General features: G+C 35.7%; 18 protein-coding genes and 1 pseudogene. 1 reads left to right on the top strand and 18 read right to left on the bottom strand.

Annotation, left to right across the window (positions count from 1 at the left end):
• Positions 1 to 59: 59 nt before the first annotated feature.
• The gene (locus HCJ50_RS13510; RefSeq protein ID WP_185348348.1) at positions 60 to 1,475 is read right to left on the bottom strand and encodes a DHA2 family efflux MFS transporter permease subunit; all 1,416 of its coding nucleotides are present in this window, start codon (positions 1,473 to 1,475) and stop codon (positions 60 to 62) included.
• A gap of 144 nt (positions 1,476 to 1,619) precedes the next feature.
• Between HCJ50_RS13510 and HCJ50_RS13505 the strand changes: the two genes are divergently transcribed.
• Positions 1,620 to 1,997, top strand: coding sequence for a DUF1304 domain-containing protein (locus HCJ50_RS13505; protein ID WP_185348350.1), 378 nt, complete (start codon positions 1,620 to 1,622; stop codon positions 1,995 to 1,997).
• 46 nt (positions 1,998 to 2,043) lie between these two features.
• On the opposite strand, the gene HCJ50_RS16120 is transcribed toward HCJ50_RS13505, so the two are convergent.
• From HCJ50_RS16120 to HCJ50_RS13435, 17 genes and pseudogenes are all read right to left on the bottom strand, one after another.
• On the bottom strand, positions 2,044 to 2,142 hold the full coding sequence (locus HCJ50_RS16120) for an IS3 family transposase (RefSeq protein ID WP_185348356.1): 99 nt from the start codon (positions 2,140 to 2,142) through the stop codon (positions 2,044 to 2,046).
• Positions 2,143 to 2,147: 5 nt separating this feature from the next.
• Complete coding sequence (locus HCJ50_RS13495) at positions 2,148 to 2,861, bottom strand: IS3 family transposase (protein WP_311769583.1); 714 nt, start codon at positions 2,859 to 2,861, stop codon at positions 2,148 to 2,150.
• A gap of 41 nt (positions 2,862 to 2,902) precedes the next feature.
• Positions 2,903 to 3,196, bottom strand: coding sequence for a transposase (locus HCJ50_RS13490; RefSeq protein WP_185395525.1), 294 nt, complete (start codon positions 3,194 to 3,196; stop codon positions 2,903 to 2,905).
• A 61-nt stretch (positions 3,197 to 3,257) separates the two neighbouring features.
• Entirely contained in the window at positions 3,258 to 3,593 is a 336-nt protein-coding gene (locus HCJ50_RS13485) for a hypothetical protein (RefSeq protein ID WP_185395526.1), read from the bottom strand.
• Position 3,594: 1 nt separating this feature from the next.
• On the bottom strand, positions 3,595 to 3,870 hold the full coding sequence (locus HCJ50_RS16135; RefSeq protein ID WP_446499850.1) for a TreTu family toxin: 276 nt from the start codon (positions 3,868 to 3,870) through the stop codon (positions 3,595 to 3,597).
• Between the two features lie 57 nt (positions 3,871 to 3,927).
• A pseudogene (locus HCJ50_RS13480) lies at positions 3,928 to 4,130 on the bottom strand (hypothetical protein); the annotation flags it as partial.
• Complete coding sequence (locus HCJ50_RS13475; protein ID WP_003719695.1) at positions 4,130 to 4,495, bottom strand: hypothetical protein; 366 nt, start codon at positions 4,493 to 4,495, stop codon at positions 4,130 to 4,132. The gene HCJ50_RS13475 and the pseudogene HCJ50_RS13480, both read right to left, overlap by 1 nt.
• A 12-nt stretch (positions 4,496 to 4,507) precedes the next feature.
• Positions 4,508 to 5,917, bottom strand: a complete 1,410-nt coding sequence (locus HCJ50_RS13470) for a T7SS effector LXG polymorphic toxin (protein WP_185349605.1) — start codon at positions 5,915 to 5,917, stop codon at positions 4,508 to 4,510.
• Entirely contained in the window at positions 5,914 to 6,282 is a 369-nt protein-coding gene (locus HCJ50_RS13465; RefSeq protein ID WP_185349607.1) for a ribonuclease P, read from the bottom strand. The genes HCJ50_RS13470 and HCJ50_RS13465 overlap by 4 nt, the downstream gene beginning before the upstream one ends.
• Positions 6,283 to 6,567, bottom strand: coding sequence for a DUF3130 domain-containing protein (locus HCJ50_RS13460; RefSeq protein WP_185349609.1), 285 nt, complete (start codon positions 6,565 to 6,567; stop codon positions 6,283 to 6,285).
• 314 nt (positions 6,568 to 6,881) lie between these two features.
• The gene (locus HCJ50_RS13455) at positions 6,882 to 7,466 is read right to left on the bottom strand and encodes a recombinase family protein (protein WP_185395527.1); all 585 of its coding nucleotides are present in this window, start codon (positions 7,464 to 7,466) and stop codon (positions 6,882 to 6,884) included.
• A 272-nt stretch (positions 7,467 to 7,738) separates the two neighbouring features.
• On the bottom strand, positions 7,739 to 7,861 hold the full coding sequence (locus tag HCJ50_RS15885) for a hypothetical protein (RefSeq protein ID WP_260443072.1): 123 nt from the start codon (positions 7,859 to 7,861) through the stop codon (positions 7,739 to 7,741).
• Between the two features lie 448 nt (positions 7,862 to 8,309).
• Positions 8,310 to 9,998 carry a DUF2326 domain-containing protein gene (locus HCJ50_RS16030; protein WP_185348716.1) on the bottom strand — a complete coding sequence of 563 codons (1,689 nt, stop codon included), beginning with the start codon at positions 9,996 to 9,998 and terminating at the stop codon, positions 8,310 to 8,312.
• Positions 9,988 to 10,215, bottom strand: a complete 228-nt coding sequence (locus tag HCJ50_RS16115) for an ABC-three component system middle component 6 (protein ID WP_376698823.1) — start codon at positions 10,213 to 10,215, stop codon at positions 9,988 to 9,990. The genes HCJ50_RS16030 and HCJ50_RS16115 overlap by 11 nt, the downstream gene beginning before the upstream one ends.
• Positions 10,216 to 10,224: 9 nt before the next feature.
• Positions 10,225 to 10,773, bottom strand: coding sequence for a hypothetical protein (locus HCJ50_RS13445; RefSeq protein WP_185348718.1), 549 nt, complete (start codon positions 10,771 to 10,773; stop codon positions 10,225 to 10,227).
• Positions 10,773 to 10,997, bottom strand: a complete 225-nt coding sequence (locus HCJ50_RS13440; protein ID WP_185348720.1) for a hypothetical protein — start codon at positions 10,995 to 10,997, stop codon at positions 10,773 to 10,775. Before HCJ50_RS13440 ends, HCJ50_RS13445 begins: the two co-directional genes overlap by 1 nt.
• Positions 10,998 to 11,714: 717 nt before the next feature.
• Positions 11,715 to 14,908 (bottom strand): LPXTG cell wall anchor domain-containing protein (locus HCJ50_RS13435; protein WP_185395528.1); only part of this gene is annotated, 3,194 nt, incomplete at its 5' end.

The following is a 14,908-nucleotide window of genomic DNA, read 5'->3' as shown; positions in this document are numbered from 1 at the left end:
TTGCTAATTTTTGTCAAAAAAAGAACTCCTCACCTAAGCGAGAAGTCCTTTTCTGATAATTATTTTGCTTTTCGAACAAATAACGAACAAACTAATCCTATACATGCCATGATTAAGCCAAACATAAAGGCGTTTTGAATGCCCGCAGTAAGTGATGCGACCATTTCTTCAGGTCCTGCTCCTTGCGCGGTTTCCATATATGCTTTTTGCCCAGCTGTCATAATCGTAATTGCAACTGCTGTCCCAATTGCTCCAGAAACTTGCTGCAACGTATTCATAATCGCTGTGCCATCTGGATATAGCTTAGGAGGCAGCTGATTTAAGCCATTAGTTTGTGCTGGCATCATTACCATTGAAATCCCAATCATCAACACGGAATGAAGTATAATAATTGTTAATGCAGTCGTATCCGTTTCGATTCTTGTTAAAAAGAATAACGCAATAACTGCGATAACAAATCCAGGAATAACTAATGCTCGCGGTCCATACGCATCAAACAATCTTCCCGTAAATGGTGACATCAAACCGTTTAAAACTCCACCCGGAAGCAACACAAGTCCCGCCGAAAATGCTGCGAGCGCTAAACTATTTTGTAAATAAAGTGGTAGTAAAATCATTGTCGAAAGAATCATCATAAAACTAATAAATACCAAGATAAGTCCCAAAGTGAACATCGGATATTTAAACACTTTTAAATCCATTAACGGTTTTTCCATTGTTAGTTGACGCCATACGAATAAAGCGAGTGAAATCCCACCAACAATAATTGCAGTTAATACCGGCGTACTTCCCCAACCATTTTCCCCTGCACTACTAAAGGCAAATACAACTCCACCAAAACCTAATGTAGAAAGAATAATTGATAAAGCATCTATTTTTGGCTTCGTCACAACCGACACATTTTGCATATATTTCATTCCAAATAATAATGCAATAATTAAGAATGGTAAAGAAATCCAGAAAATCCAGTTCCATGTTAAGTTTTCCAAAATCAGCCCAGAGATCGTCGGACCAACCGCCGGAGCAAACATAATTACGAGTCCAATCATTCCCATTGCTGAGCCGCGTTTATGCTCTGGAAAAATCAATAAAATCGTATTAAACATTAACGGTAATAACAATGCTGTACCTATTGCTTGTACTACACGCCCCACCATCAATATTGCAAAAGTTGGTGAGATTGCCGCGATAAATGTCCCTACAATCGAGAAGCTTACTGCTGTAAAAAATAGTCCTCGCGTTGTAAACCACTGTAAAAGCAATCCCGAAATCGGTACTAATATTCCAAGCGTTAGCAAGTAACCAGTTGTAAGCCACTGCACTGTCGCTGAACTAATATCAAATACCTGAGTCAATTCACTAAGCGCCATATTTAATGCCGTTTCACTAAATAACCCAATAAATCCTGCCATTAAAAATGAGGCGATAATCGGAATTGGCCGAATCTGTCGCTCCATTGCTCTTTCTTGTTGCATATAAATTCCCCCTTTTCAGACTAAAATATAGTAGTCTACGTTTGATATTATGTAGATTTGGGAGAGAAGTCAACATTTGTGCCTTAATTTCATCAGAAATAATTTATTATATGCTATACTTTGGGTTAGAAAAGAGGGATTTTCATGACTATTTTAGCTTTTATCTTAACTTTCATCGTAATGATTGAGCATATTTATATTATGATTTTAGAAATGTTTTTCGCTAATACTAAACTGGCAGCAAAAACTTTTGGTGTCGAAAAAGAATTACTTGAGAATAAAAAAGTGCAGACATTGTTTGCGAACCAAGGGCTTTATAATGGCTTCTTGGCGGGAGGTCTTGCTTGGGGTTTGTTTTTTGCGGGTGATGTGTATGCCAGCACTGTACAAATTTTCTTTTTAAGCTGTGTGGTTATTGCAGCATTATTTGGAGGGGCGACTTCTTCAAAAGGAATTCTAGTAAAGCAAGGTCTACCTGCAATTTTGGCGTTGATTGTAGTTTTATTATCTGTCATTAGTTGAAAAAATGACTATTAATGGAATGGCAAGAGAAAAATAGACATATAAATTAAGCGAATTCGTTCATTGTTTCAAATTCATGGGGCGTAAGGTAATTTAAGCTTGAATGAATTCGTTCATAGTTATAATAGGTTTCTAAATAGTCCATGATTGTTAAGATTGCTTGTGATTTAGTATGAAATTGTTTTCCTGGTAGAATTTCTCATTTGAATGATTTATAAAAGATTCCATAACGGCATTATCGTAGGGATTTCCCTTACGGGATTGACTGTGAGTGAAGTGATACTGCATCGCACATTCATAAAAGCGGTGGCCTGTGTACTGGCATCCTTGATCCGTATGGATGATTAACCCGTTGTTAGGTTTTTCTTGATGGATAGCTGCTTCTAAACTATCGATGACAAGACTATCACGCAGATGAGTACGAATGGCGAATCCAACACACTTACGTGAGTAACAATCGATAAAAACACTACAATACAGCATCCCTTCTTGGGTTGGAATATAACTGATATCACCAAACCAAATTTGATTTGCTTTTTTTGCATAAAATTGTTGTTTCAATAAATTAGGATTAGCATCCCGAATAGTAGGTTGTTTTCGGTACTTCCTACGTATCCCTTTTGTGTAAAGACCTTGTTTACGAAGTAAACGTCCGATGCGTTTTCGACTGATAGAGAATCCATATTTCCTTTTTAGAGTTACTTGTATTCTTCTTGCCCCATATCTTCCTTTATGCTCAAAGAAAATCGTTCGAATGTATTCGCTAAGCACATCATTTTCTAATTCTAGATTAGATGGGCTACGTTTCAAAAATACATAATAACCCGAACGTGAGACACTTAAGTAGCTGCAAAGTCGCTTGATAGAAAGTTTTCCTTTTAAATGCTTTTGTATGTAAGCGAAAATTAGCGATGGTTTCGCTCCAGAAAAACTTGGAACTTTTTTAGAACTTCCAGTTCCTCCTTTAACTTTTTATTTTCTTTTTCTAATCGTTTTACTTCTTTTTGTGCAGCAAATTCTCTACTACCGTTTCCAGGAAAGGCTCGATTACCATGTTTTTCATACTCCGATACCCACCGATAGAGTGTGTTTTCATGTACTTCTAATTGCTTGGAAACAAAACGAACTGGATGTTTTTCCTTTACTATAAGGCTGACTGCTTGGAATTTAAATTCTTTAGAATAGTTTTTTCTTTTCATGTTGGACTCCTTTTCTCAAATCCGCTTATTTTTACTGTCCATTCTAGTATAACCATTCCAATTATTCATTATTAGTTAGAAATTGAATTCCTTTATCTAATTCCTTCTCGATATCTGTCAACATACTTGTATCATCGTCATACCAGGAATAAATAATTTTAACTTTACTGTCCACTATAGATACCACTTCAAAAGAAACGTATCTATATGGTGTATAAGTCGCTTCTTCAACTACAATTTCTGCCATACATATGTCATTATCAAATTCTACCACATAACCATCTTTCTCATTTTTTATGATGGTAACTTTTATATCGTTTTCCTCAATACTTTCTATATTAGAATCTAACCATGCGATGATGCCTAATCGGATGCTATTAAAAATATTGTTTTGCATATTACTTCCCTCCTAAATTAGTTATATCAATAGCTTCTGGCATTTCTGTAATTGCAGGCAATCCTTTTTTCTGATTAAACCTGTCAATTAAAGAACCTGGACCTGGTATTTGCGCCCAGCCTTCTTTGCCAGCTGGAAAAATCGTTTTTTCATCTACTTTAAATTCTGCATATAGAGCATCATCAGCTGCTGACGGAAAAGCATTTTTATCTGCTGGATAAGACACGTAAGTCCTATTTCCATTTTTTGACATTTGAACTTTACCAGTATTTTTCATTTTTTTATATTCAACACTCGACATCCAACGCCCTACTTTAGCTAGCCTTATTCTTTCCAATTCCTTAGCTAAAATTTGTTTATTTCTTGCTGCTGCAATACCAAATCCTGCGCTTAAAGCCATATCTGTTAGCCCAGTATCGTCCATAACATCTTTCCCACTGGAATATAAGCAGATGTTCTTAAAACGCCACCACTGGCACCTGTTACTTTTTGGCCAGTTAAATAATTCACTCCCTCTTTCCAGGAGTCATTGACTTTCACATGGTATCTATTCTACTAACAGTTAATTCTAAAAAATCCCCATTATAAATATCTCCAGCAATATCTCCGTCAGATATATCTATTTTAAAATTACCAATTTGAATAATTGATTCAACTGAATCTACAAGCTCTCCTTTTAGTTTAAATCCACCTGATTTTCCCTCTTCAATACTATACGCTTTTTCACTAAGTTTAAAAATATTTACTGGGTTAAAGCCATAAATTATTTCATCATATTCATCATTTATTTTTAACGTACATGGATGTGAGAAGCATAGCACACTGTATCTCCCATCTGTTAATATTACTTCAGCTTCTTCTGCATCTTTATCTAACCAATTTATTGATTTTATTGTAATCATTTTTGTAACCTCCTACTTCTCTAAATTCAGACTTGGTGCCTTTTTTATAAGTTGCTTAACTGTCTTCAAATGAAATGTTGTTATCTCTCCAGTCGTTCTATCTAATCCAACAAATGCGAATTTTGCCCTTCCTTTCCCACCAACCAGCCTCACATAGCCATTTAGTTCGGGAACATATTTTCCTGTATTAATCACATGATTTGCATCATTTACATAGTCACCCAAAGAATATTTTTTTAAGTCTAAAGCATCCATTATCTCCTTGTGATGTTTCCCGTAGTGTTCATTTAGCGTTTCACTACTTTTAAACCTACGTGTTGCATGAATGGATGATGTTTTCGGTTTTACTATTGTTGGTTTATTTCTTGCTGCTGCAATACCAAATCCTGCGCTTAAAGCCATATCTGTTAACCCAGTATCGTCCATGACATCTTTCCCACTGGCAATATACGCAGAGGTTCTTAAGATACCAGCACTAGCATCCGTTACTTTTTGGCCAGTTAAATAATTCACTCCTTCTTTCCAGGAATCATTGACTTTGCGTTCCAAGGCTTCTCCTGATAGTTCTGTATAAGAAATAGGGGGTAAATCTTGGCCGTTTTTTTCGAGAAAGTCTTGTAATTCCTTGTTTTCTACCCGTTTACCATTTTTTTCAATTAACCACATGGTCACATTTTTTTCTTGGTCGTTCACATAAGTATAAGCAAACAAGGTATAGTCTTCGAAACCATCCGGATAGGGGTCTTTGTCATTTTCTTTTCGAGCATGATCCAGGGCTTTTTTCATGAGCTGCAAACTCGAAGTGATACTTGGTGACACGGTGTAAGTACCTGTTTGCGCATTGAATGTCACATGTTGAAGTAATTCTTGTACCGTACGACTGGTTGCGAGAATAAGTTCATGCAATGCGCTAAAGAAATCCCCATGACTTTGTTCAAATGCCAGGTATCTTTCCAGAATATTTTCCTTTTCGATTGCTCGCAAAAGTTGCGTATGAACACTTCTTGATTTCACGACATAAACTTGCTCCATGTCTGGCCGTGTATTTGGAGCGGTTAATTGTTGGTGTAAATCTTCTTCTTTTCGCTGCAGCTGGCTGACTTTTTCCATTACTTCTTGTAAAATCTGCGCATCGACTTTGGCAGAAGGAGAAGGATCTACCTGAGCGCCAAATTCTCGGATATATTGGGCCAACCGTTCTTCACTTTCATTAAGTGCTTCGATAATACTTTGAATAATGGGCATATATGTATCCGTAAAATACTGCTTGGATGTGGTCACTGCTGCGCCTTTCAAACTATCATCCTGTGCATAATCGGCAGCTGCTTGGGTGATATTTCCCATCATATCTTTGGCTTCTGCATTACTACTACGTAAACCATGAAGAAAATCGTTCAATTCTGCGATGTCTATTCGGCTCATGCTCTCCGCTCCTTCTGCAAGGTCGTTTGTTTCGTTTCTAGTGCGTGGAGTTGCGCCTTATTTTCTTGTTGTTCCATTTCCAAATGGGCTTTTTTCAAGTGGAGGTCTTTCTTCCAAGCAATCGCTTCTTCCTGCTGTTGGTCTTCTAAGAAACGATGGAACCCATTTGCTTCTTCTCCTAGCCAGCCAGTACGCAAATACTCCAGGAGTTCTAGTTTTTCTTGTTCAAAATGCTTCGTGTCTTCTTCCAGCCAGTCTTGTTTATTTTGCTTTATGCGAGTTTGATCTATATGGGTTTCTGCAGTTGTTTTTTCTTTTTGTACTTGTTGAAGATGTTGTTCTAGTTTGCTGTAAGTCGCATCCATTTAGCGCACCTCCAGCTGACTGATTTTCTGTCCAGCGCTTTTATCTTGTGTCGCATAGGCAGTTCCCATTTGAGTCAGTCGCTCGCTATCTTTTTTCGTGACTGTTTGAAAACACTCCACTACATCCAATAAATCAATTAGTGCCGATCGCAATTCATTAATCGAATTGGCTCTTGAATAGGGCATATTACCATTTTTCAGTGGTAAATAGCTCCCATCACTGGCGCTTGCCAAGTTGCTTGCATGGCTTTGGAAAGTGGTTTCTCGTACTTTTATCTCGCTCATCTCGTCGCTTCCTCTCTATCTAAAATGAGGGGATTTCTCCCTACCTTTTAGTATAGCATTTTGTTAGAAAGCATTTGTGAGCATATTGTGAACGATTTTACATAAAAAAACGAACCAGGGGGTCTCATCGTTGTTTATTTTCCACTAACACACGCTCTATTTTCTGCTATAATTATCCAATAAGTCTTTTATTACCCATATAATAAAAGGAACTGATTATACTCATTTTCATCCCGGCCGGAACTTTTTGTTCCGGCTTTTGATGTTTTATAAACCTAAACTATGTACCCTCTAATCTTTGTTAGTGTGAAAAACTAGTGAGTATTTTTTTTCCTATCTTTTCCCTCCATTTTATTTAAATAACGATAAATCGTTGTTCGAGAAACATTCCAACGTTCGGCAATAGCTTTTATCGGAGTCCCATTGTCAACTAGTGTCTTCAGTAACTCTAAGTCCTGTGCTTTTAATTTTTCAGGACGACCACCAAATCGCCCTCTTGCACGAGCAGCTGCTCGTCCTGCCGCAGATCTTTCTAAAATTAGATTTCGTTCAAATTCAGCAAATGCCGCAAACAAATGAAACATAAGTTGTCCTGTAGAACTAGATTTATCCATCGTTATATTTTCTTGCAAACTATGAAAACTCACTCCACGTGCATTTAAGCGATTGACGATAGAAATCAAATCTTCCATATTCCTTCCTAAACGATCTAAACGCCAAACAACAAGCGTATCTCCAGAGCGAACAAAATCAATAGCCATTTCTAATCCAGGGCGACTACTTTTTACTCCGCTCATATGATCCGTGAAAATCTTCTCACAACTAAATTTATTTAAACTGTCTTTTTGTAAATCTAAATTTTGTAATCCGGTAGAGACTCGGGCATATCCTATTTTCAAAAAAATCACTCCTTTATTACCTCTATTGTACCATAACTTTATCTATAACATATAATTGAACATAGAATTTATTACGAGTTTATGAACACTAAATAGCTTCCTTTTTTAAAAAATAGAATAAAAAAAGAGCGTGTCCAGAAACGCCTGATTTTCTGCACACTCATTTTTAAAAAAAATCCTATATTTGTCATTTAAATTGAAAAGTGACAAAAAATATAAGAATGTCAAAAACTTAAAAATTTTTGACCCTCTTTAAACAATAGTCTTTTCAATCAGTCGAAATTTAATTCAAGTACAATTATAAGTAGTAAGATTAATAATGCAATTTGATTAGTAGAACTCACACTGGAATAAGATAAGCCATTATAATAAAAATCTCCTTTTTTCAAAACCATTTAATATACATCCTAATTTCACTCAGAAAACGCTGTGTTTGTAATAACACCTTTGTGACTAAATAGGGTATACTCTATTTAGACATAGCGCTTCCATCTACCCTTACATAAGAATTTCTATTTAATAAATATGCACTAAGTTATCCAATTTGGGATGCCTAATAAATAATATAATATATTTTAGCCTCTCTTTAGACAAAAAATTTCGCCGAAGATAAGTGTTATTCATGTTCACATTAATTCCCAATATTATTACCCCATTATTGCGAGCTTTGTTCTCACATGGTTTAAGGCATGATAAGAGAAACTATACAATTATAATTAATTAATTTCCTTTAGCACCTAAATAACCCCCTAACTGCCTTCAACAGTTAAGGGGTTCAAGCGAATACATGTGCAACATTATTTCCGTCCTCATTTTGGTATTAAAGCTTCCTGCACTTTAAAATTACATCTTAAACATTCTCTCGCTTTCAGAAAGTGTTAATATAATATCTTCATTTTTGATTGAGTGATGGTTGGCAATCTTTTCATTTAGGACTGCAGCAATGTATTGACATTGAACGTCATTAGCAATAGTTACAATGCTTTCTAATGCAATTCTATCAAGAGTTTCTATAACGTCATGAACAATAAATTTCGGAACTTTCTTCCCAATCTCAACAGCAAATGCCTGGTAAGCAAGATCAAATGCGGCTATTACGGATTTTTTTGCCCCAGTACTCAATCCTTTTTCGATATCCTCTATTGCTAAAGGAAATCCTTTTTCTTTGTGAAATAAAATATAACCCTCGCCATTAGTCATTTTACTGTACTCAGAAAACTTTCGGTTAAAAAGACTTAATGAATCTTCTTTCTTCTCAAGTGAATCCAAAAGTGTATTTAAATTTGTTTGCGTCGAACTTAACTCCTTATTCAACTCATTGTAAACTGTAATAATTTGTTTATTTCTTCCCAAATCTTCTCTGGCATTTCCTAGTTTATCTTGAATATCTGTATACTCATTAATTTTATTATCTTCAATAAGCATAATGACACTCTTATGCTCTTTAAATAAACTCTCTCGTTTTTCCTCCAATACTTGTATCTTACTTGACCATTTAATTACTTGCTTCTCAAAGTAGCTAATTTTATTTTGCACCAATTGTTTGTTAAAATTAACTAACTCAGTAAAAGTTTTTCCGAGCTTACCAAAATTTTTAGTGGTTTCTTCATAAAGTTTTTCAAGTAATGATGTATCTATTGATTCTTCACTCTCTTTTTTAGCACTCTCTAGTATAGAGAGTGAACGTTTTTTCTTAAACATACTTTCATCAATCAAGTCATTTATTTTAGAATAAGTTAGCTTAATCTCATTTATTTTTTGTTCATTTTCTTTAAATTTAGTTGTATCTATTAATACAGCTAAATCCTCCGAAAGTTCCTTTATTTCTTTATCCAATACACCTATTTTCTGTTTGATAACATCCACATATTTAAATCTGTTAATTTTTTTTAAGTGTTGTATATCATCTTCCTTTTCCTTTATCTCCCCTTTCAGCCTCAAAATCTCAGTACTTATATCTTGAGAATGAAGGTCAAATAGATAAGAATAAATATTTTCATATATAGCAGCATTAGTGTGTGAATCTAAATATTTTAAAAATTTATTATTATCAAACTTTTGGTTAATCCTTACGAACATACCTATTAATTGCCTAAAAGTAGGTACGTTTTGATAATTATTAAAAATTGCCTTGTTCAATTCACACCAATAATCAGCTTCTTTGTATTTCTCACCATTGATATACTTTTTCCCACCCTTAAAAAGATCCACTTTTAACTCTTTATGTATAGCATCTTCATCTTCCCATTTATCCACTAACTCTATAATCACTTGAATCTTGGACTCATGAATATAATTCTTTAAATCTATATTCTCGCTATCCATCTCGTAATCAGTATAAATATATTTCTTGTCCTTTGCACCCAAACAAACATCTATTAATTTCAACGCCGTGGTTTTACCAACACCATTACCTTTTTCCTTATATTTCCCTGCATCCACTATAAAATTAGTGCCTAATTTAAACAAAACTTCTCTTATAGATTTTACTTCAGGATAAGTTTCTTGAAGTAAAAGTTTTTTAATATACACAAAGCAACTCCTCCTGATTAAAATTAACTTTTTCAAGTAAAAACAAAAAATATAAAGCAAGTAAAAATGTAGGATAATCAATATCTATGTTATAAATTTCTTTAACTTTCTGGTATAAGTTGTCTACTTTCAAACACCGCTTACTCGCTATATCTAATACACAAGCCGAGATGTACAAAACTGTATCTTTTGGTTTGGCATCTTTATTAATTAGCACCAAAGTCACCTACTTTATCGTTTTTTTCAATAATTTACATTTGGTAAAAACATAAAACATGATAAGATAGATTGCTTCATCAACTTCCTCATCAATCAGAGTATCTGCTGAATCAGAAAGAAAATATACTGAACAAATATTTTCTTTTATTTGATTAAATACTTCTTCAAGTACAAAGTCGCTATCTTTATCTAATTTCTCTCGCTCTTTTTCCTTTTTTAAATATATAGTATGAATCTTCTTTACCATTACCTCCCTTTTAGTATATCCGCGTAATATTTTTTCAACTTCTGTGTAGCCATTGCTATAATTTTCAAAAATATCAACAAATATACCTACACGATTAAACTCTAATTTTTCATTCCAATCTACATTCTCTCTTATTGAATACTCATCCACATAATCTAATTCAGTCTCTGCTATCAACATACATACATCAAATACAATACTTCGTTTTATCGTTTTTGGTATTGATCCATTAAATATACTAATTGCATTACCATCCCCAACTGATGATATACTATAATCGCCCGATTGCGCTTTGTTTCTCTGCTCCATCACAAGCCACTCTTATTTATTATTTTATTGCCATCTCCAACTGATGACATACCGCCGTCTCCAGAGGTAGCTTTTTTAGAATTATCAATCTTAATATTTTGTATATCTTCTTCTGCTACTTTAATTCTTTTTGAGTTCTTCCTAGATAGAAAGACTCCTACTAATATGCTGATAATAGATAATGCAGAGGCCATTATTCCGAAAAAGCTATTCCAAAACTCCATTTCCCAACACTCCCATCCAATTAAATGTAGAACTATGATTATTTTACTATGTAAATCAGATTATTGAAATAGATTAATATAAAAATATCGCTTTTAGGGATATAATACTGTCATTTTTAAGGATAAATTGCACCCTTCTAAAGAAAAAATTGCATATGGCGTTACGATTGAGAAATACTACTCACGCTGCACAGGCTCGGATTATAGTGCTTGGTGAACGTCTATAGGAAGAAAATTAGAGACCATTGTTATCAGAGTTCCACCAATTTTAGTGCAAATTATCTTTTAAAATCCTGCAAAATAAAATTAAAAATGACAATAGTCTTTTCAATCAGTCGAAATTTAATTCAAGTACAATTATAAGTAGTAAGATTAATAATGCAATTTGATTAGTAGAACTCACACTGGAATAAGATAAGCTATTATAATAAAAATCTCCTTTTTTCAAAACCATTTAATATACATCCTAATTTCACACAGATGTATTTGTAATAATACCTATGTGTCTAAATAGGGTATACCCTATTTAGTCATGTTTGAAATTTTATATTCACCAGATAAATCGTCATAATACACTTTTATTAAAAATACTTCTTTTTAAAATATAAGACCTTTCCATTGTTATCTATGTTGATTTCAAAACTATGACAAAATAAAAGCAACTATCTAAACAACTCGACTCCGTGGTTTAGATAGTTACTTTTTCATTTGTTACGCTTATTTTTTTATACGGAAGAAAGAGAATAATCCTACCACAAACAATCCAAGTCCTGCTAGACCAGTTGGAGTATTTGATTGATCTCCTGTTTTTGGAAGAGATACTTTTTCTTCTGTTTTCGCATCACTTTTTGTTTCTGTTATCTTTTTTTCGACCTCATTTTTTCCAGATTGCATATCTTTCGGTGGATTTGTTATATCCTTTGATCGTTCAGAAGGTTGATTGATTAAATCTACAACAACTGTACTGGTAAAGGTGGTTACATTTCCATCGCTATCAGTTACTTCATAAACTACTTGATAATTCCCTGGAACATTGACGTCTACATTGTTAGAAATAATTTTTATTCGCTCTGTTAAATCACCATTCTCTTTATCTGTTGCCGTAATCCCTTCCATTGGATCGAAATGACCTTCTGGTTTGATATGTGTTTCGCTGTCCCCATTGATGACCGGTGCTTCAGTTACGATTACGGTGCGAATAAAAGTGGATGAAATGTTGCCATCGCTATCGGTCACTTCATACGTCACAAGATAGCTACCTGGTTTCGATGTATCTACAGTATTATTTGTCACTTGGATATTTTGAGTGATATCACCATCTTCTTTATCCGTTGATTGGATGGTACTCATTGGGTCGAAGTCTGCGTTTGGATTTAATCGTGTTTCGCTGTCCCCGGTGATGGTTGGTGCTTCCGTCACGGTTACGGTACGGGTGAAGCTCGCTTTATTACCATCGCTGTCGGTCACTTCATACGTCACTTCGTAGTTGCCGGGTTTCGATGTATCTACAGTATTGTTTGTTATTTTTACTGCGCTTGTGATGTCGCCGTCTTCTTTATCCGTTGCCTGAATCGTACTCATTGGGTCGAAGTCTGCGTTTGGATTTAATCGGGTTTCGCTGTCTCCGGTGATAGTTGGCGCTTCCGTCACGGTTACGGTACGAATAAAGGTATCTGAAATATTGCCATCGCTATCTGTCACTTCATAGGTTACTAGGTAGCTTCCTGGTTTCGACGTGTCGACCGTGTTATTGGTTACTTGGATATTTTGTGTAATATCGCCATCTTCTTTATCTGTTGCTTTCATGGTGCTCATTGGATCAAAGTCCGCGTTTAGATTTAAAATGGTTTCACTTTCACCAGTGATGGTCGGTGCTGCAGTGACGATAACGGTTCGGGTAAAGGTTGCTTTATTGCCATCGCTGTCAGTTACTTCATACGTCACTTCATAACTTCCCGGTGTTAATGTATCCACTGGGTTATCTATCACCTTGACATTACTTGTGATATCACCATCTTCTTTATCCGTTGCTTGAATTGTGCTCATTGGATCGAATATCGCACTAGGATTTAAGATGGTTTCGCTATCTCCGGTAATGGTTGGTGCTTCCGTCACGGTTACAGTTCGGGTGAAGGTTGCTTTATTGCCATCGCTGTCAGTTACTTCATACGTCACTTCGTAGTTGCCGGGTTTCGATGTATCTACAGTATTGTTTGTTATTTTTACTGTGCTTGTGATGTCGCCATCTTCTTTATCCGTTGCCTGAATCGTACTCATTGGGTCGAAATTTGCATTTGGATTTAAACGTATTTCGCTGTCTCCTGAGATGGTTGGTGCTTCGGTCACGATTACAGTGCGAATAAAGGTGTCCGAAATGTTGCCATCGCTATCTATCACTTCATACGTTACAAAGTAGCTGCCTGGTTTCGATGTGTCAACCGTGTTATTGGTTACTTTCACTGCGTTTGTAATGTCGCCGTCTTCTTTATCTGTTGCTTGAATCGTGCTCATTGGGTCGAAGTCTGCGTTTGGATTTAATTGGGTTTCGCTATCTCCAGTAATGATTGGCGCTTCGGTTACAACGACGGTACGTGTGAAGCTCGCTTTATTGCCATCGCTGTCTGTTACTTCATACGTCACTTCGTAGTTGCCAGGTTTCGATGTATCAACTGTGTTGTTTGTTACATTTATACTACTTGTAATATTACCGTCTTCTTTATCTGTTGCTGTCATGGTGTTCATCGGATCAAAAGTGGCGTTGGGACTTAGATACGTCTCACTTTCGCCGGAAATCCGTGGTGGCTCTGTTACAGTAATAGTACGTGTGAAAGTGGATTTGTTTCCATCGCTATCTGTTACCTCATATGCCACTTCATAGCTTCCTGGTTTTGACGTATCAACTGGGTTATCTACAACTTGGATGTCTCCTGTGATATCACCATCTTCTTTATCCGTTGCTATCATCGTATTCATTGGATCGAACGTAGCATTCGGATTTAAAATAGTCTCACTGTCGCCAGTAATGGCTGGCGCTTCGGTTACAATAACTGTACGGGTAAAGGTGGCTTTATTCCCATCGCTATCTGTTACTTCATAGGTCACTTCGTAGCTACCTGATTTTGATGTATTAACCGGGTTATCTGCAACTTGAATATCTCCGGTAATATCACCATCTTCTCTATCTTTTGCTGTCATCGTGCTCATTGGATCAAAGGTGCTGTTTGGATTAATAGCCGTTTGTGTATCACCTGAAATCGTTGGTGCTTCGGTTACAATGACGCTACGTGTATATGTCGTTTTGTTTCCGTCGCTATCGGTGACTTCATAAACAACCTCATAGCTTCCCGGTGTACTAATATCCACATTATTACTAGTGATTTTCACTTGGTCAGTTAAATCACCATCTTCTTTATCTGTTGCTTGAATCGTGCTCATCGGATCATCAAAAGTTTCATTTGGATTCAATCGTGTTTCAATATCTCCAGTAATGATAGGAGCTTCCGTCACAATCACAGTACGTGTAAATTGTGCCGTATTATTGTCGCTATCTGTTACTTCATATGTCACTTTGTAAGTACCGGATTTTGATGTATCAACAGAATTGTCTATGACTTGAATATTGCTAGTAATATCACCGTCTTCTTTATCCGAAGCAGTCATTGTACTAGTTGGATCAAATGTATCTCCTGGTTGGAGAGTCGTTGTTGTTTCTCCTGTAATTGTTGGTACTTCATTACTAGTAATTTCTACAGAAGAGTCCGTTGCTTCTAGTGTGCTAGTTTCCTCATCAAAATTCTCGTCATTGTAGGTAATGGTTGTATCTGGAGTAGCCGCACTTGTCTCGATTTGTCCGGTTAAAGGAATGGTAATCTGGACAGATGCATCTTTTTTTATACTATCCGTTGTAAATG

Origin of the sequence: Listeria immobilis, assembly GCF_014322765.1 — a bacterium.
Taxonomy (GTDB): domain Bacteria; phylum Bacillota; class Bacilli; order Lactobacillales; family Listeriaceae; genus Listeria; species Listeria immobilis.
The sequence above is the reverse complement of the archived record's forward strand: the minus strand, read 5'-3'. Positions and strand labels throughout refer to the sequence as shown.